The sequence below is a fragment of the Lysinibacillus sp. FSL K6-0102 genome, from assembly GCF_038003545.1.
Classification (GTDB): Bacteria; Bacillota; Bacilli; order Bacillales_A; family Planococcaceae; genus Lysinibacillus; species Lysinibacillus capsici.
Window position 1 is genome coordinate 4732555 of record NZ_JBBOPH010000001.1, and the last position, 17242, is coordinate 4749796.

Consider the following 17242-nt stretch of genomic DNA (forward strand, 5'->3'; position numbering starts at 1 on the left):
TCCACAGATTAACTTTCGATTGGGCTTTTTATATGCCAGCCATCTATATGAAAACCACCCATTTGTATGAGCACATACTCTACTACTGCTTCATATGACGCCATCATCTTTTCAGCATTGTCCTCATGCATTGCTCTCATAAAAATTTCTCTAAAGTCCTCATCTGGAAATGCTGACTTACTATATTTTTGCAGGTAAATTGGATCTTCAAGATAGGCATAGATTTGATAAAAGGGTATCGTTTCTAGATTTAAAAACTGACAGTACACCAAAAATAAATTGGCTAATGAGTTATGGTAGGTAAAGGAAAAGTCCATTCTATCCTGCTCATAACAATCCTTTAAATTATCTAGTGCATCCCATAGTTCATATTTTTTTATTTCTAAGACCGTTTCATTCATTGTGTTATATTTTTCTTCGAGCCATTCCTCTGCCTCAAATTTCAAGTCTTTTATTATTCCAGTATAATCAAATAAAATCCTACCTGTTTTAAATTGGACCATCGACATAGTTCTTCTTTTTTTAAAATCATCTTGGAAATACCCACGAATTTGACTTGATGGATTCGCAAAGTATTCAATTAAAAAACCATCAATAACACGATTCCCTCTTTCCCTCCACCCCACATTATCCGCCAAAATAATATGAACATCAATATCAGAGCGCTTAGAGGGATTTCCAGTAATATAGCTCCCACATACGAGCGCTCCTACAACTTCCTCTTTATCTTGCCATGCTTTCAGGAACGTTTCTAAGGCTATTTTCCATTTTGCCATTGATATCATTCACTCCCTTTTTAATTGATTTATTTCTACAATACTATTGAAAAAACAGAAAACCTTTAAATACGTTTTCTGTTTTTATCTGCTTCTTATTTAATTTCTTTAACAGTTAATTTCTTTTGGCTAACTTCATAAGTGACTACCACGTTTTTAATAAACGCCGTATCATCATAGGAGAGACTAGCTTCAAATTCTATGGTAGCATCTCCCTTCCATCTAAGATGATCCACATAGCTATAGTTTTCATGATCTGTTCGAATCCAAGTATCTAACCCTTGCTCAGCACCATATTTAACCCTTGAAGATTCTACTAACTCTGGGCTTACCATTCGCTCTTCCACATTGATGACTTCAACAAATTCACTTTTATTAGAGTTCGTGACAATAGCAATTAATTTCTGATCAGGTGAAGGAATTATCTCTTTAATATACATTGATGGACTGGAGAAGCTAGAATATGCCTCTAGCACATCATCTTTTATACGCCAAAGAACATTTTGGCTTCCGTAATCTGAATAATTATTGAATAAAGTAAAGAAGACGCTCCCATCTGCTAATTTATATACCTGCTGACTTTTAAAGCTTCCCGATAAAATATCGACAGCAAAAATAGCCGAATTTGCAATTTTTTTGTTATCACTTTGTATAAATGGCTGAATAGCCTTTAACGCCTTATTTCTCAACTTTTCATCATTATAGCTCTCTACTAGTCTATTTATTGCAATATAGATATACTCCTCTTTGTCACTATCTAGAGCTTTTAGAAATTTATCTGCATCATATTTTGTAGCTGGCATTAGTTCCATGTCCTCTGCTGATAAATAACGAATATAAAGCTCATTATTTTGATGTTTATAGTAAGCTGCTGCTATTGTGGCAGTAGAAACTGAGCTTACGATCATCATACTTATTACCACAGCGAGCCATTTTTTAGAAAAACTTTTCTTCTTTACTTCATAGTTGGCGGCTTCAATTAATTCTTCCTCTATAAATCCAATTTCACGATATAACTCCTCTTTTTTCATATATATAATCCCTCGCTTTCCAAATAAAATCTTAGTTTATTACGTGTCCTAAATAAGTTGGACTTAACTTTACTACTACTCATTTGAAAGTGTAAGGAAATATCTTTTATAGAATAGGAGTACCAATATCGTTGAATAAATATATTTCTAGATTGTTCATCTAAGGTATATAAAAATTGGCTAATGTATTGAGCAAGTTCACCCGCTTCATAGGATGTTTCTACCGTATGAGAAGAAGCTAGACATTCTTCAAGCTCTGTGAGAATGACCTCAAACTCATTGTTTCTCTTTTTGGCTGTATTATAGCTATGCTTATCAAGTGCAATATTACGTATGATTCTCCCTAAAAAAATAGATAGTTTTCTTGGTATCTGTGGAGGGATTGTGTTCCACGCAGCTAGGTAGGCATCATTCTCACATTCTTCAACATCCCTCAAATTTGCCAAGATTCTTCTTGCTATTACTCTACAATATGCTCCATATTTTTTCCTTGTTTCCAAAATAGCCTGCTGTGAGCGTTGTATGTATAAAGCAACTATTTTTTCATCGTCCATTTGCATTTTCTCCTTTTATGTACTCTTACTTATAAAGTAGATAATCCAAACAATTGGTTGCATGTTGTGGCAAAAATTCTGGTAATGAAAAAACCGCACTCTTTTAGGTACGGTTCTCCACATTTCAAAATAAATTAGATAAAAATGTTTGTATTGATGTAGGTAATAGCTGAAAGAATAATCCCTCATATTTAATATCCAGTATACCAGCGACAACAATAACAACGAAAATTAATAATAGAAAGATTTTCTTATTTTTAGAAATCCAATTCAATAGATGCCACTCCTCTGACCTAATAGTAAGCATGTTTAGTATAAGTTGATTGCTATCAAATAGCATCCTATTTATCGTCTGTCACCTAATTTTACAATGTTACATAAATTAAAATGATACGCTAAAAATGAGAAATATGTAAGAAGGGAATGGGTATGGTCAATTTTAAATCTTTTCGAGGTGTTATCACTCAAATCAGTGATTTTTCTGTTGGGCAAAACGGAGATAAGAACGGTTGTTATAAAATAATGACCTTAGAAGATGGTGCTGGTGGGGTCGTCAATTTTATTATTTCTCCCTCCACCTATTTTGTTAATCGTGAAATTGTCACAACTGGTGAATGGGTAACAGGATATTATGATGGAGATGCACCTGTACCGATGATTTACCCGCCACAATACCGTGCTTTAATTATTGTAAAAGAAAGCAATTACCATAATGTAAAGGTAGATTTCTTTAATCAACAATTACTGAGTAGTGATGGACAATTACAATTAAACCTTTCTCCTACTACGATTATTTCACTTAAAAATGGGCAGCCTTTTACCAATAGTCCTGCCAATCGAAACCTCATTGTTGTTTATGGTCCTACCACTAGGAGTATTCCTGCTCAAACCACTCCCTATGAAATCATTGTTTGGTGTTAATTTAATCACATTTAAACAACGGCTTAAACCTCACTACGTGAATTTAAGCCGTTGTTTATTGTTATTTTTTATTCAGTATCATTTTTCATTTCATGTAATTGTTGTTTAATCTGCTCTAGATATTCTTTATTTTGCTGAACCGTATCCAAATGCTCACCATATTGTTCTGCATTGAAACGTGCATTTTCAGCATGCTTAATCTGATTAAATGCATGTTCTATTGCTATTTCCTCTGGATGTGATTTTGCATGCTTTAATAGACGATCCGCCTTTTGCACAGAGTTACTAAACAATGTGCTAGGATGATCCTGCTTCCAACTTGTATCGGAGTGCTTAGCCAATGTATATATCTTCCCTTCTTAAAAATGTTTTCATTGTTCTAGATGTAGTATTATGAAATGCTCTGATAATATGTATGGAAGAAAATAAACACAATATTTCCCAGGCTATACTCAAAGAACTAAGGCACATGCCTTAGTCCTCCTCTCAATGTCATGAATAGTTGTCAAATATAAATTAGTGCCATGCAGTCCTCTCACTGACTGGTTGCTTGATATCTGTTTTTCCTTGTGTTTCAGCAAAGTTATTGATTTGTGCTGAAGCTGAATCAAGCTCAAATTCAGCACCAAACTCCTCACGATGAAGTGTCTGACGCTGTTGATTTGTTTTATTTGCACTTTTCGTACCATTTGATTTGTTACGATTTGTATCCATATTTGACATAACCATCCTTCATCGATTATTTGAAAAGCTTTAAAACCTTATATATGGTTTACGAACTTTTCATTCTAAAGTTTGTCCAAGGAGGAAAAAAGAATGTGCATTAATTATTTTTTTTAGCTAAGTATAGAGTTGAGGATTTTTCAATTTTTGATTGTTAGTAAGTCGCTTGCAATCTTATTTTCTTTCTGACTATAATACTTGTATACAAGTATACTCAAAATCAAAAAGGGTGATATTATGAGCGAATATAATGATTATTTATATCCACAAAAATGGCTTTCTAAGGCTTCTACAGGTGATCGCGTAGCATATGAACTTAGAATGCGTATTATTTCAGGTTTAATTGAAAGCGGTACCATTCTTTCAGAAAACAAACTGGCAGCTGATTTTGAAGTAAGCCGTTCACCCATTCGTGAAGCCTTAAGAATATTAGCTTCTGAAAATATCATTCGATTAGAGAAAATGGGTGCTGTTGTCATTGGTTTATCTGAAAAAGAGATTGAAGAAATTTATGATGTTCGATTGCTGATTGAAACATTTGTGTTTGAACGTCTCATAAAAATGGATACAACTAGCTTAGCACTAGAACTTAGCAAAACATTAGAAATGATGAAAGTTGCCATTAAGTATAACGATGCAGACGAATTTTCTTATCAGGATGTTATGTTCCATGAGACAATTATTCGTTCCATCGGACATTCCTATATCACCATGATTTGGAATAATTTAAAGCCAGTAATGGAAGGCTTGATTTTACTATCTATGCGCATGCGCTTTAAAGAGAAATATGAGGATTTTACTCGTATTGTGAAAAATCATGAGCTCTATATTGACGCTATTAGAGCCAAAGATCGAGAGCTTATGATTAAATCCTTACATGAAAATTTTGATGATGTTCAAGGCAAAGTAGAAGATTTATGGCGGTCACAGCAAATGCTATCTAAAGGGGTTGAGCCACAAAATGACTAACTATATGTTAGGTGTTGATATAGGGACTACTAGCACTAAGGCCGTATTATTTAGTCAACATGGGAAGGTTATTCAACAAGAAAATATTGGGTATCCATTATATACACCGGATATTTCGACAGCAGAACAAAATCCAGAAGAAATCTTTCAAGCTGTACTACAAGCCATTACCAACATTATGAAAGTCCATTCTGATAAACCATTACTATTTGTTTCCTTTAGTAGTGCTATGCATAGTGTGATCGCTATGGACGAAAATGATCAACCGTTAACACCTGTCATCACTTGGGCGGATAATCGTAGTGAAGCATGGGCACATAAAATTAAAACTGACTGGAATGGCCATGAAATTTATAAAAGAACAGGTACACCTATTCATCCAATGTCACCACTAAGCAAAATTACTTGGCTTGTGCATGAACATCCTGAAATCGCGCGCAAAACGAAGAAATATATCGGTATTAAAGAATACATTTTTAAAAAGTTTTTTGATCAATATGTCGTCGATTATTCATTAGCTTCGTGTATGGGTATGATGAATCTCCATACATTAGATTGGGACGAAGAAGCTTTGGCTGTTGCAGGTATTGCGAAAGCACAATTATCCACACTCGTACCAACAACTCAACTATTTTTAAATTGCAATGACCTTTTAGCTAAACAAATTGGTATTGACCCACAAACACCTTTTGTCATTGGTGCAAGTGATGGCGTGCTCTCTAATCTAGGTGTGAACGCCATTCGAGAAGGCGAAATTGCTGTCACTATTGGGACAAGCGGTGCTATCCGTACCATAATTGATAGGCCCAAAACAGATGTAAAGGGTAGAATCTTTTGCTATGCACTAACAGAAAACCATTGGGTCATTGGTGGACCCGTAAACAATGGTGGTATGGTATTACGCTGGATTCGCGATGAGTTTGCCTCTTCTGAGATTGAAACAGCTAAAAGACTAGGTATTGATCCATATGAAGTGTTAACGAAAATTGCTGAACGTGTTAGACCTGGTGCTGATGGGCTGCTATTCCATCCCTATCTATCAGGTGAACGTGCGCCTTTATGGAATCCAGATGTCCGTGGTTCATTTTTTGGTTTAACTATGTCTCATAAAAAGGAACATATGATACGAGCTGCCCTCGAAGGGGTTATCTACAATTTATATACTGTCTATTTAGCATTACTGGAATGTATGGAAAGCCCTGTCACTCGTATTCAAGCAACAGGCGGGTTTTCACGCTCTGAGATTTGGAGACAAATGATGGCGGATATTTTTGAATCCGAAGTGGTAGTACCTGAAAGCTATGAAAGCTCCTGTCTAGGCGCTTGTATTTTAGGCTTATATGCTACAGGAAAAATTGATTCCTTTGATGTTGTCGCTGATATGGTTGGTGACACTTATAAACATACGCCAATCGAAGAAGCAGCCAAAGAATATAGACAGCTACTCCCAATTTTCATTAGTTTATCTAGAGTTTTAGCAGACGACTATACGTCAATTGCTCAGTATCAAAGGAGCTTAATTAAGCCCGACTAAAGAGGAGGAGAATACATGCCATTAGTTATTGTAGGTATTGGTATTATTGCGCTGTTAATTTTAATAATGGGCTTTAAATTAAATACGTTTATTTCATTAATCATTGTTTCATTCGGTGTTGCTTTAGCTCTTGGGATGCCTTTGGATATTATCGTAAAAACGATTGAAGCAGGGTTAGGTGGAACATTAGGTCACTTGGCACTAATATTTGGTCTTGGAGCGATGCTAGGAAAATTAATTGCCGATTCTGGCGGTGCACAGCGTATTGCCATGACCCTTGTGAATAAATTTGGAGAAAAGAACATTCAATGGGCAGTTGTAGTAGCATCCTTTATTATCGGTATCGCTCTTTTCTTTGAAGTAGGTCTTGTGCTATTAATCCCAATTGTCTTTGCTATTTCAAGACAATTAAAGGTTTCTATTTTATATTTAGGAATTCCAATGACCGCAGCCTTATCTGTCACACATGGATTTTTGCCACCACATCCTGGACCAACTGTTATTGCTGGCGAATTTGGGGCAAATATTGGTGAGGTGTTGCTTTATGGCTTTATCATCGCCATTCCGACTGTTATTTTAGCTGGACCATTATTTACAAAATTAGCGAAAAGGTTAGTGCCTGAATCATTCAACAAAACTGGAAATATTGCCTCTCTAGGTGAACAAAAAACATTTGAACTAGAGGACACACCGAGTTTTGGAATAAGTGTTTTTACTGCACTATTACCCGTTATTTTAATGTCCATTGCTACTATTATTACACTGTTACAAAAAACAATTGGCTTTGAAGATAATGGCTTCTTAGCAGGTATCCGCTTCATCGGTGAAGCTGGTACATCCATGTTAATTTCCTTATTAGTTGCCGTCTATACAATGGGTATCGCAAGGAAAATTCCTATTAAGCAAGTAATGGAGTCATGTACAACAGCAATATCCCATATCGGTATGATGCTCTTAATTATTGGGGGCGGTGGTGCCTTCAAACAAGTTTTAATTGATGGTGGTGTCGGTGATTATGTAGCTGAACTCTTCCATGGAACTACCTTATCGCCAATTTTACTAGCATGGATTATTGCGGCTATTTTACGCATTTCATTAGGGTCAGCTACGGTTGCTGCTTTAACAACAGCTGGGTTAGTCATTCCAATGTTAGGTCAAAGTGATGTAAACCTTGCCTTGGTCGTGTTGGCAACAGGTGCAGGAAGCTTAATTGCTTCACATGTCAATGATGCAGGTTTCTGGATGTTTAAAGAATATTTTGGATTAAGCATGAAAGAAACATTCGCTACTTGGACCTTGCTAGAAACAATTGTATCTGTGGCTGGCTTAGGATTTATTTTATTACTTAGTTTATTTGTTTAAAAAATGTTTAAAAAGGAGCAAGTACAATGTTAAATACAATTGGCGTTATTGGATTAGGTGTTATGGGCAGTAATATCGCTTTAAACATGGCTAATAAGGGCGAGCAAGTAGCCGTTTATAATTACACACGAGATTTAACCGACAAACTTCTACAAAAAGTTGAAGGACAATCGCTTACTCCTTACTATGAAATAGAAGAGTTTGTACAAGCTTTAGAAAAACCAAGAAAGATTTTTTTGATGGTGACAGCTGGGAATGCTATTGATTCAGTTATTCAATCAGTAGTGCCTTTCCTTGAAAAGGGCGATGTCATTATGGATGGCGGCAACTCTCATTATAAAGATACAGAGCGTAGATACGATGAACTTAAAGCTTTAGGAATTGGGTATTTAGGGATTGGCATTTCTGGTGGTGAAGTAGGAGCATTGACAGGACCATCTATTATGCCTGGTGGTGATCAAGAGGTCTATAACAAAGTAGCACCTATACTGACAAAGATTGCAGCACAAGTGAATGATACACCATGCTGTACGTATATTGGTCCCAAGGGCGCAGGTCACTTCGTCAAAATGGTACACAATGGAATCGAGTATGCAGATATGCAACTCATTGCGGAGGCCTATACGTTTTTAAGAAAAAATATAGGATTATCCGTTGAGGAAATTGCTACTATCTTTGAAACATGGAATCAGGGCGAATTGAAAAGCTATTTAATTGAAATAACAGCTGAAATCTTAAGGAAAAAAGATGAGATAACAGGATTACCACTGATTGATATGATACTTGATAAAGCTGGTCAAAAAGGTACTGGGAAATGGACAAGCTTGCAATCTATAGACAATGGTATTCCTACATCAATTATTACGGAGGCCTTATTCGCTCGCTATATTTCATCATTAAAAGAGGAACGAATTCAAGCAGAGGCAATACTATCTGGACCAAATTATAAACAGCAAAATTTAGATAGAGATGTCTGGATTGAATACGTCCGCCAAGCGCTATATATGGGGAAAATATGTGCTTATGCGCAAGGATTTACACAATATAAAATGACATCAGAGCTTTATGAATGGTGTTTACCATTAAAAGATATTGCATTAATTTTCCGTAGTGGTTGTATTATTCGAGCAGAATTTTTAAATGTTATTAGTGAAGCCTATCAAAAGCAACCTTCTCTAAATAATTTATTAATTGATCCATACTTTGCAGAAAAGTCGATGGACTATCAAAATGGATTAAGAAAAATAGTTTGTGAAGGCATCCAAGCAGGAAACGCGTTCCCTTGCTTGAGTGCTTCTCTCACATATTACGATAGTTATCGAACAGGTTCATCTAATGCTAATATGTTACAGGCACAACGTGATTATTTCGGTGCGCATACGTATGAACGAATTGATGCACAAGGTGTTTTCCATACAAATTGGTAAGTAAAAAGCTAAAATATACATCATTGCCTCAATGATTGTATATTTTAGCTTTTTTATTCTAGAAAAACATGTACTCGATTACGGCCTGCTTGTTTTGCCGCATACAGTGCTTTGTCCGCATTGTTTAAAAGCTGATACAGTGTCTCTTGTCCCTTTGTACCTTCTGCTACACCACAGCTAATAGTAGCACGAATTGCTCCCTCAGTAGTCATAAGTGGCTGGGATTCTACGCTATTACAGAGCAAATTAGCTAATGCTTGCCCCTCTAATAATGTAGAGTCCTTGAGTGCAAGAACAAATTCCTCACCGCCATACCGTGCAAACAGTTCTCCTTTTTTCAACACACTCTGACAAACCTTTACGACATGAACTAGTAATTGATCACCGATAGCATGCCCATACGTATCATTGACGTTTTTAAAATGATCGATGTCCATTAAAATGACAGTAAAAGCTGAGGATGATTCTCTTGCCTCGCTGTAAGCCTGATTACATTGTTGAAAAAAAGCTCGACGATTATAAATTTGTGTAAGTTCATCGTAAAAAGCGAGTTGCTCTAACTGTCTTTGTAGCTCCTTCAACTCTGTTATATCAGTGAAAATAAGTAATAACCCCTTACCATGATTAACATGTTGCAGCTCTGTAACACGCACTTGATAAGTATGATCAGAAAGCACAATCTCGATGTCTTGCGTATTCACCACTGCCTCCAATGTAAATGGCATCGGTTGTCCAGTTACTTCAAGCCATGTTTCCCCAATATCCCTACCAATCATTGATCTGGTTAGCTGAGGAAATACCTTGCTACAGGCTTGATTAAACTCTATTAATCGAGCAGATTCATCTAACACAATAACCCCATCATTGATACTATGAAATATTGCATCCTTGGCAACAGGCATCACCCTAAATAACCGTGAGGAATTAATAGACCATAAATATAAAAATGAAGAAGCCTATAATACCATAGGGACAGGATCAACTCCTTGAGGTGTTAAGCCCAATAAATAGATGAATGCTGTTATCATAGGAATAAGTTGACCACACATTAAGGCAATTAATTGTTGCCGGTAGGCCTTAGTAGTCTCTTTCCAATGGATTAATACTAATAAGAAGGATACGAACATACAGCCAAAAGTAAATATGCCATGAATGATATACCATATGCCAATTTCCTGATGAACATAAGGTGCCCCTAATATAGGATCTATTTCAAATACTCTATAATGAAAATGGTGTATATCATTTGTAACAACCATGATTAAGCTAATAAATGGAATGGCAAGAAGAACCATTATCTTTTTCCTTGTCAGATGAAAGCCTAGGTATTGCATGATAAACAATAATCCGAGAGGCGTTGAAAAAGCCATACCTACATATTGGATGGCCGTCCAAACCTTTATGGCACTTAATGTTGTAGCGATTAAACCAAAAGCAGAGGCAAAACAATATACCGCAATTAATGCGGTATAACTAATAAACAATTGAGCAATTTTTGTATAATTGTAGCGTTTTAGAAATACGTATAAACATAAATACAAATTTAGTACACCTGATGTGCAGCTAAGAGTAATGAAAGCAGTCAATTGCGAATTCATGTCTATGTACCTCTTTATATTTTTAATTTTAATGTAGCATACATATAAAATTTTGTGGATTTATTTATCGATTAATTTTTTAAGGAGTAACGAATATGATCAATAAGGATAACTCAGAAATCATTTTCTTTTCTGATCCAGTTGAAAATCTAACCCACCCCTTTTATAAGAAACAAATTGTATTCACAGGCGCCCTTTCTACCATGACACGATCCGAAGCCTCCAAACAAGTAAAAGCATATGGAGGGTATTTACAGGGAGCTGTTACACAACATACTGATTTCGTTGTGCTTGGTAATAAACGTAGGGGTATAAGCGCCAAGCAGCAGAAAGCTGAGCAGCTAATCCGTGAGGGGCAAGACATTCAAATATTAATAGAAGATGATTTTTTATGGCTTATTTCGATCCCAAAGAAAGATGATAAGTAAAAAGAGTATGTAAGGTTGTTCTTCTTACATACTCTTTTAATTTTTTACTTTATCGGAACAGCAATAGGCTTTAATGTATATGGCTCTTTTATCGGTTCTAATGCCCCTGTACTATCCTTAATTTTGTATACACCTACTACAGGGGTAATCATAATCGAGGTAGCTTGTTCATCAAATTTGTTTGCAACAATACGAGGGAAATTTTTACGCCCTTGAAAATCTGTACTATGACCAGTTCCTCTAAAATGAATGACATTATAATCATTCCCTAAGTCATCTGTCACAATATAGTCAATGAGAACTCCTCGCCAAGCTTCATTTTCTTTTTCCACCAAGACTTCTTCGGAAAGATAAAATGTTGTAGCGATAGGTGTTTTCGTTATTTTAAAAGCTTCAATTTTTATACCTTCCCCTTCTGTTTTCATACTATCCTTTTCCACCCTTATTGTTTCACTTTCAAGCTTCTCTAAAGCAAATTCAAATGCCCAGTCTCCTGCTACTGAATTATTTACATTATTTAAATCAACAATTTGATTTCCTTGAAAATTAATGTGAACTTCCTCAGGCTTAGAGCCTCTGATGAGTTCAAAAATATACAATACTGCATACTCATTGCTGTTTATCTTTTGAACCATATAATTTGTTGAATAGCCTCCATATCGATACCTATTTCCAAATTCCTTAGCAGTTAGTTCACGATTGTCACCATATAAAACTGGCCTTTCTCCTAAATCCTTTTCACTTTTAATAGTGTAAGCAATAGTAATATTTTCGCCATCATATATAGCATCTGTAACAGTGACTTCAACTTCATTACTTTCTTGGCTCACTCCGACACTTGTAGAATACTGATCATAATTGTTAAATACATACCTTTCATCATCAATAAACAATTCGAATATACTTCCGATAAACGGTAAATTTGCAGCAAATGTAGGAAACGTATAACCAAGTGTCATACTGGATGCAATAAAAAAAGTAGCTGCAACAATAAAATTTTTAATGAAATGCCTTTTCTTTTTGACCATCATGACATTTCTTTTCACTCTCTCTTTTTCAAGCGAGCTCACTTCCATCGGCTCTATATTTATATCAAGATTTAAATCATTAAATTGTTTATATAGCTTTTTCATGTCATACTTCCCCCCAAACGAATTTGCTGTAATCGTTTTTTCCCACGATATAATCGATTATCAATAGCGGCTTTTGTAAAACCACAATGAATAGCAATTTCTTCGTTTTTCATATTTAAAAAGTATTTCATCGTAAAAATATCACGGTCTAATTGCTCTAATTGCGTCATCATGATGAGCACTTCCTCCGTTGTTGTCTTGATTAAGTATTCCTCTTCAGCCGATATTGCGGCTTCACCTGTTTCATTTAGCTCATAAAAATATGGCGTTTTAGACAACCTTCTTTGTTTCGAAATGGCTTTAAACTTTGCTATCGTGCAAATCCATCTTCTAAAATCCTCTTTATCGCCTCTAAATTGTTTAACATTTTCATAAGCCCCTAGAAATGTATCACTAATACATTCCTCTATTATTTGAGGATCATTATAGGATTTTAGAGCATTATAAATAATCGCTTTGATAATCCCCATATATTCATCAATGACATATTGAAGTGCTTCTTCTCGTTTTTTCTTAAGATGTTTTATAAAATTTTCATCTGTTACCCTCATGCAAACACCCTTTCTTCCACAAACATAAAGAATCCTTTATATAAAACATCGCTCAATCTTAAATTTCTTCTCATATTACTCAAAAATATTTATAATTTCAATTTTTTAACAAATATAAAAGGCCAAATCTCAATTGATTTAGCCTTTTTAATGTTTATAGTATAGATTTTAACCAATAGCATTGGGACGAAAACTATTTGTTTACCTTAGGTGCTGGATAATCAAAGCCCTTTGTATCCACCTCTACCTTTTTCATCTGCTGATCTTCTAGTGGTTTATTTGTAGCATCTCGCTCTGCTCCAACAATGGCATCAACTGTTTCCATACCTGCAATCACCTTGCCAAAAGCAGCATATTTTCCATCAAGATGTGATGCTGCCTTTACCATAATGAAAAATTGTGAGCCTGCTGAGTTTGGATCATCTGAACGAGCCATCGAAATAACACCACGTTCATGCTTCATATTATTTTCAAATCCATTTGAGGTAAACTCACCATCAATCGAATAATCAGGTCCTCCAGTACCATTCCCTTTAGGATCTCCACCCTGAATCATAAAATCAGGAATAACCCGATGGAAAATAAGACCATCATAGAATCCATCTTTTACTAAAGCAATAAAGTTAGCTACTGTATTTGGTGCTACAGTAGGCTCCAATTCAATAACAATTTTTTCATCATTGCTCATCGTAATCGTCACAATTGGATTTTCCTTCACTTTTGACGCATAATCCATTGTTTCTTGTGTTTCTTTAGCTGTTTTTCCCTCAGTTTTCTCACTATCCTTAGCTGTACCACAGCCTGTCAAAACAACAATAATGGCTAGCATAGATAGCATAAAAAACAAACCTTTATTACGTACGAACATATCCTTTCAACTCCTCTTGTTAAGCATTAATTCATTATAAAACTATCCAAACTGTAGGACAAATCCAAGAGAGACAATGACAGAATATTCCTGTCATTGTCTCTTTTTATTTCTACTATATTAATTTCGTAGGTTGCTATTAATTCACATTATTTCAATAAATCATAATTCCCTTGTCTAATACAGATTGATTTTGTACCTGATTCCCTAAAATATATAGTTTTTTTAAGTTGAGCAAATTCACTAAGGGTTCTACATTCGAAATAGCATTATTTTCTAAATGAAGCACCTCTATTTGTTGCCAATTTCCCAAGAAATTTAACGATTGTAGTGAACTATCTTGTAAAGTGAATGAACGTAAATTTGTAAAGCCAGCAAAGTAAGGCATGATCTTATCTACTTCTTGCACCCATTCCCCATTACCAATTTGAATGGAAACATCATTTAAAGTTAAATGCTCCAGCACGTTGTTCGTAAATGGCTTGCTATTCACCTGAAAATTACATTCATTACAGTTTAACATTTTTACATGCTGCAAATTGAATAAGTCATTGGTTTCATAAAAGAGGGTCTCATTTAAATTGATTGTTTGCAAATGAGGTAGGTCATTTAATGAACGAATACCTGTAAGAATTCCATACTCCATGACTGTAAGCTGTTCTAGCTGTGGGTATTTCAGTAGTTCTGCACCATTCAATTGCGAATCCGATCCACTTATAGAAACCGTCAAATCTCTTAAAGCGGGTGCTTCTAGCTGTGGTAAAAATGAACTCTTCAGCTCTGCTTTTTTCAAATGGGGCGCTACAATCGATGAAATATCACCATGATAGCCAGTTAACGATAACTCTGTCAATGACGTTAGACTGTTAACCATATCCAACAATTCCACTTGACCAGGAGAAGCTAAACGTAGCTTTGTTAAAGATGACATATTTCTAAGTCTATCTAAATTGATGATATTCATGTTTTCAAGATCTAAAGATTGTAGTTTAGGCATGTTTTGTATAAAATCAAGCGTTTTTAAATTTCTTACTGACGTAAGCTTCAATTCTTGTAATTGAGTCAATGAGTAAAGTGGGCTAAAATCTGTAGCTTCACTAATGTCTATTGCTAACGACTCTAGATTAGTTAGTGTAGACAGCCACTTTAAATCATTAATTGATTTTAAGGAAAGTGATTTCAGCGATAATTTATTTAGAATCTGAAAATCTGTCACCTCTTCAGCCACATAAGATAGTTCTAGAGATTGAAGATTGGGGAACTCTAATAATAAAGCAAGTTCATCATTACTTCTAATTTGGATAGAGATCTCTTTAACATTTGACTTATCACTAAAATATCCTGCGATTTTACTAAATGATTCATTAAAACTACCTGTATAACTTTTTAAGTTTTCAAGATGTTGGAAGCTTACTTTTTCACTTTGTGATATTTCATAATCATTCATGAGCTTTAAAACCGTTAATCCAGTAAAAGCCTCAAAGTCCTTTTGTTCAATTTTTTGCGTATTTAATAATTTATCCATAATGATATAAGTAGAAATTTTAGCTTCCTTATTTGTAAAAGGATCTTCTAGACTATAATCAAAATGCCATTGATTGTCAGAATAGTAGGCAGCCAAATATCGAATACTTGCAATCTCTTCTTTTGCTGGCATCGTCCCACCTTTATCAAAAATATCTTTTAAAAAGAACAGAAGAACTTCACTTTCAGGCATTGTTCGAATGGATAGTTCTTCACGGTTTCCATCCTCTGTTTGATTACTACTTAAAAGAAAATACCCAAAGAATACACACATCATGACAATTGGTATCATAAAGAGCAGCTTTAAATTTGTTTTTGGACGGGATGGTGTATGAGGAGAAGCTGTTCCATAATAATTATTAATCGTTTGATCAACATAATAAATTTTATTCTCTTTCAACATGATTTCCGTATCACAAAAAGGACATTTGAATGTTTGCTCTTCTTTATATTCAATTTTCCCATTACAATTTGGACAATTTAATTTAATAAATTCCACTGGCAGCCCCCCAGCACTATTTTTCCATTAAGCTTAGTTGTCTAAAAAATAAATGTCAATATTTACGAAGTATAGGCAAGCAATCTAAAACTAAATTTTAAGTGTCTAGCCAGCTGTTTGAATTCTTCATAACAGCAGAATTTAATAAATCTAACTAAATTTACAATAATCCTATACTTGGGTTATTAAAGTTTGCCCAGGCTATATCACTGTTAATGTACCTAACCATTCTATAGGCTACTGGCTTAAAACCGCACTTAGGCCAAAATGCCGATGCAGCAAGATTAGTTATTCTCCAATCTGTAATGATATTCTCATAGCCCGCCTCTTTCATCCTTCTATAGCCTTCATCCATCAACTTTTTTCCCACACCTCTTCCCATTTGAGAAGAGTAAGTACCTGCAATCGTTAGCTCTATTGCATGCTCAGGTGTCATCAAATCTGAATGTATAGGATAATATTTTTGAAATCCTAATTCCTGCCCATCCTTTACTGCAACGAAACATGTATCATCATTCTCCTCTACTATACTTTTATATGAGTCTTTTATGCTCATGACAACCTCAGGGAATACAGGCTCAAATGTAGGTGCGGAATTTTGATACGATTGAATGATCCTAGACATTTTCCCCATCATTTCACTATCCATTTTATTTGCAACCCTAATCTCTGCATTACATGTATTTTTAAATGGTTTATAATCCCCAATGTTCATGACCCCATGTACTTGTTGTATAGAAAAGCTTAATCGTTGGTAGGCATCATAGTAAGCCTGATTTCCAAGAGGGATTATCGTGTAATGCATAAAGCAACCTTGCTCTAGCCATACCACTGAAATCTCTGCATATAATTTTCTAATAAGCTCAGCGGATTGATCCTTTCTGATTGCCAACCCTTCATAGGGTACCCATACATGTCTGCCTCTTAGAGAGTCATTCTTGATGACTCCGATTAAATATCCTACTAGGTCATCTTTAATAAATGCTCCAATCCCCTTAATAGTATTATGAGCAAATAAGTTTTCAAGTATATTTGTTATATGTTCAGCATTAAGACAGCTATTGTTTAGAAATGGATATACTTCACCCTCAAGGCTCTGTCTATTTTCGAGTAATTCAGCCATTGTGGGTACATCATTCACACCGATTGTTTTATATTTATATTTCCCCACTTCAACTCTCCCCCTAAATTTCTACATTATATTACATATTATATCATTATAGATAATACAGGATTTTGTTGGTTATTTTTAATTACTTTCTAATCTAAGAGAGCCAAAGTCTAATTACAATGATGCATTTCTATCCTTAAGCTAAGCCAATTAACTATGTAGAAATAAAATAA

Annotated in this window: 19 protein-coding genes; 6 read left to right on the forward strand and 13 right to left on the reverse strand. The window is 35.0% G+C overall.

The genetic code is table 11. The features are described 5' to 3' along the window. Positions 1-8 precede the first annotated feature (8 nt). The 4 genes from NYE73_RS24085 to NYE73_RS24100 all read right to left on the reverse strand — a co-directional run bounded on the left by NYE73_RS24085 (position 9) and on the right by NYE73_RS24100 (position 2635). On the reverse strand, positions 9-776 hold the full coding sequence (locus NYE73_RS24085; protein WP_066038332.1) for a nucleotidyltransferase domain-containing protein: 768 nt from the start codon (positions 774-776) through the stop codon (positions 9-11). A 95-nt stretch (positions 777-871) separates the two neighbouring features. After that, positions 872-1807 (reverse strand): hypothetical protein, encoded by a 936-nt coding sequence (locus NYE73_RS24090; RefSeq protein WP_066038333.1) that lies wholly within the window; start codon positions 1805-1807, stop codon positions 872-874. Then, the gene (locus NYE73_RS24095) at positions 1804-2361 is read right to left on the reverse strand and encodes an RNA polymerase sigma factor (RefSeq protein ID WP_054548847.1); all 558 of its coding nucleotides are present in this window, start codon (positions 2359-2361) and stop codon (positions 1804-1806) included. Before NYE73_RS24095 ends, NYE73_RS24090 begins: the two co-directional genes overlap by 4 nt. A 124-nt stretch (positions 2362-2485) precedes the next feature. Next, a complete protein-coding gene (locus tag NYE73_RS24100) occupies positions 2486-2635 on the reverse strand; it encodes a hypothetical protein (protein ID WP_231595739.1) in 150 nt (49 codons plus the stop codon). A gap of 155 nt (positions 2636-2790) precedes the next feature. On the opposite strand from NYE73_RS24100, the gene NYE73_RS24105 reads away from it, so the two are divergent. Continuing rightward, a complete protein-coding gene (locus NYE73_RS24105; protein WP_048395293.1) occupies positions 2791-3282 on the forward strand; it encodes a hypothetical protein in 492 nt (163 codons plus the stop codon). Positions 3283-3350: 68 nt separating this feature from the next. Here the strand turns inward: NYE73_RS24105 and NYE73_RS24110 are convergent, their stop codons facing one another. Beyond that, positions 3351-3623 carry a hypothetical protein gene (locus NYE73_RS24110; protein ID WP_004233441.1) on the reverse strand — a complete coding sequence of 91 codons (273 nt, stop codon included), beginning with the start codon at positions 3621-3623 and terminating at the stop codon, positions 3351-3353. A 175-nt stretch (positions 3624-3798) separates the two neighbouring features. Then, positions 3799-4005: a hypothetical protein gene (locus NYE73_RS24115; RefSeq protein WP_048395291.1), complete on the reverse strand. Its 207-nt coding sequence runs from the start codon at positions 4003-4005 to the stop codon at positions 3799-3801. A 237-nt stretch (positions 4006-4242) separates the two neighbouring features. On the opposite strand from NYE73_RS24115, the gene NYE73_RS24120 reads away from it, so the two are divergent. The 4 genes from NYE73_RS24120 to gnd are packed head-to-tail and all read left to right on the forward strand — an operon-like array spanning position 4243 to position 9297. Continuing rightward, on the forward strand, positions 4243-4974 hold the full coding sequence (locus NYE73_RS24120; protein WP_048395289.1) for a GntR family transcriptional regulator: 732 nt from the start codon (positions 4243-4245) through the stop codon (positions 4972-4974). Continuing rightward, the gene (gntK, locus tag NYE73_RS24125; RefSeq protein WP_259950952.1) at positions 4967-6508 is read left to right on the forward strand and encodes a gluconokinase; all 1542 of its coding nucleotides are present in this window, start codon (positions 4967-4969) and stop codon (positions 6506-6508) included. Before NYE73_RS24120 ends, gntK begins: the two co-directional genes overlap by 8 nt. Positions 6509-6523: 15 nt before the next feature. Then, a complete protein-coding gene (locus tag NYE73_RS24130; RefSeq protein WP_259950951.1) occupies positions 6524-7870 on the forward strand; it encodes a GntP family permease in 1347 nt (448 codons plus the stop codon). A 26-nt stretch (positions 7871-7896) separates the two neighbouring features. Continuing rightward, positions 7897-9297 carry a decarboxylating NADP(+)-dependent phosphogluconate dehydrogenase gene (gene gnd / locus NYE73_RS24135; protein ID WP_259950950.1) on the forward strand — a complete coding sequence of 467 codons (1401 nt, stop codon included), beginning with the start codon at positions 7897-7899 and terminating at the stop codon, positions 9295-9297. Between the two features lie 53 nt (positions 9298-9350). Here gnd and NYE73_RS24140 read toward each other — a convergent pair whose 3' ends face one another. Both NYE73_RS24140 and NYE73_RS24145 read right to left on the reverse strand, forming a co-directional pair. Beyond that, positions 9351-10199, reverse strand: a complete 849-nt coding sequence (locus NYE73_RS24140; RefSeq protein WP_259950949.1) for a GGDEF domain-containing protein — start codon at positions 10197-10199, stop codon at positions 9351-9353. A 54-nt stretch (positions 10200-10253) separates the two neighbouring features. Further along, positions 10254-10895 (reverse strand): histidine kinase N-terminal 7TM domain-containing protein, encoded by a 642-nt coding sequence (locus NYE73_RS24145; RefSeq protein ID WP_259950948.1) that lies wholly within the window; start codon positions 10893-10895, stop codon positions 10254-10256. Between the two features lie 95 nt (positions 10896-10990). Here NYE73_RS24145 and NYE73_RS24150 point away from each other — a divergent pair, with 95 nt between their 5' ends. Next, complete coding sequence (locus NYE73_RS24150) at positions 10991-11323, forward strand: BRCT domain-containing protein (protein WP_066038338.1); 333 nt, start codon at positions 10991-10993, stop codon at positions 11321-11323. A gap of 44 nt (positions 11324-11367) precedes the next feature. Here NYE73_RS24150 and NYE73_RS24155 read toward each other — a convergent pair whose 3' ends face one another. The 5 genes from NYE73_RS24155 to NYE73_RS24175 form a co-directional block, all read right to left on the reverse strand. Then, the gene (locus NYE73_RS24155) at positions 11368-12456 is read right to left on the reverse strand and encodes a DUF4179 domain-containing protein (protein ID WP_259950947.1); all 1089 of its coding nucleotides are present in this window, start codon (positions 12454-12456) and stop codon (positions 11368-11370) included. After that, positions 12453-13007 (reverse strand): sigma-70 family RNA polymerase sigma factor, encoded by a 555-nt coding sequence (locus tag NYE73_RS24160; protein WP_259950946.1) that lies wholly within the window; start codon positions 13005-13007, stop codon positions 12453-12455. The genes NYE73_RS24155 and NYE73_RS24160 overlap by 4 nt, the downstream gene beginning before the upstream one ends. A 193-nt stretch (positions 13008-13200) precedes the next feature. Then, on the reverse strand, positions 13201-13875 hold the full coding sequence (locus NYE73_RS24165; protein ID WP_066038341.1) for a peptidylprolyl isomerase: 675 nt from the start codon (positions 13873-13875) through the stop codon (positions 13201-13203). A 154-nt stretch (positions 13876-14029) separates the two neighbouring features. Further along, on the reverse strand, positions 14030-15898 hold the full coding sequence (locus NYE73_RS24170) for a cell wall anchor protein (protein ID WP_066038342.1): 1869 nt from the start codon (positions 15896-15898) through the stop codon (positions 14030-14032). A gap of 160 nt (positions 15899-16058) precedes the next feature. Further along, positions 16059-17069 (reverse strand): GNAT family N-acetyltransferase, encoded by a 1011-nt coding sequence (locus NYE73_RS24175; protein WP_066038343.1) that lies wholly within the window; start codon positions 17067-17069, stop codon positions 16059-16061. Positions 17070-17242: the final 173 nt, after the last annotated feature.

What these genes read in the sequence shown, in the direction of transcription:
- NYE73_RS24085 (WP_066038332.1), bottom strand. Translation starts at nt 776, where the DNA reads ATGGCAAAATGGAAAATAGCCTTAGAAACGTTCCTGAAAGCATGGCAA.
- NYE73_RS24090 (WP_066038333.1), bottom strand. Translation starts at nt 1,807, where the DNA reads ATGAAAAAAGAGGAGTTATATCGTGAAATTGGATTTATAGAGGAAGAA.
- NYE73_RS24095 (WP_054548847.1), bottom strand. Translation starts at nt 2,361, where the DNA reads ATGGACGATGAAAAAATAGTTGCTTTATACATACAACGCTCACAGCAG.
- NYE73_RS24105 (WP_048395293.1), top strand. Translation starts at nt 2,791, where the DNA reads ATGGTCAATTTTAAATCTTTTCGAGGTGTTATCACTCAAATCAGTGAT.
- NYE73_RS24115 (WP_048395291.1), bottom strand. Translation starts at nt 4,005, where the DNA reads ATGTCAAATATGGATACAAATCGTAACAAATCAAATGGTACGAAAAGT.
- NYE73_RS24120 (WP_048395289.1), top strand. Translation starts at nt 4,243, where the DNA reads ATGAGCGAATATAATGATTATTTATATCCACAAAAATGGCTTTCTAAG.
- gntK (WP_259950952.1), top strand. Translation starts at nt 4,967, where the DNA reads ATGACTAACTATATGTTAGGTGTTGATATAGGGACTACTAGCACTAAG.
- NYE73_RS24130 (WP_259950951.1), top strand. Translation starts at nt 6,524, where the DNA reads ATGCCATTAGTTATTGTAGGTATTGGTATTATTGCGCTGTTAATTTTA.
- gnd (WP_259950950.1), top strand. Translation starts at nt 7,897, where the DNA reads ATGTTAAATACAATTGGCGTTATTGGATTAGGTGTTATGGGCAGTAAT.
- NYE73_RS24140 (WP_259950949.1), bottom strand. Translation starts at nt 10,199, where the DNA reads ATGCCTGTTGCCAAGGATGCAATATTTCATAGTATCAATGATGGGGTT.
- NYE73_RS24145 (WP_259950948.1), bottom strand. Translation starts at nt 10,895, where the DNA reads ATGAATTCGCAATTGACTGCTTTCATTACTCTTAGCTGCACATCAGGT.
- NYE73_RS24150 (WP_066038338.1), top strand. Translation starts at nt 10,991, where the DNA reads ATGATCAATAAGGATAACTCAGAAATCATTTTCTTTTCTGATCCAGTT.
- NYE73_RS24155 (WP_259950947.1), bottom strand. Translation starts at nt 12,456, where the DNA reads ATGAAAAAGCTATATAAACAATTTAATGATTTAAATCTTGATATAAAT.
- NYE73_RS24160 (WP_259950946.1), bottom strand. Translation starts at nt 13,007, where the DNA reads ATGAGGGTAACAGATGAAAATTTTATAAAACATCTTAAGAAAAAACGA.
- NYE73_RS24165 (WP_066038341.1), bottom strand. Translation starts at nt 13,875, where the DNA reads ATGTTCGTACGTAATAAAGGTTTGTTTTTTATGCTATCTATGCTAGCC.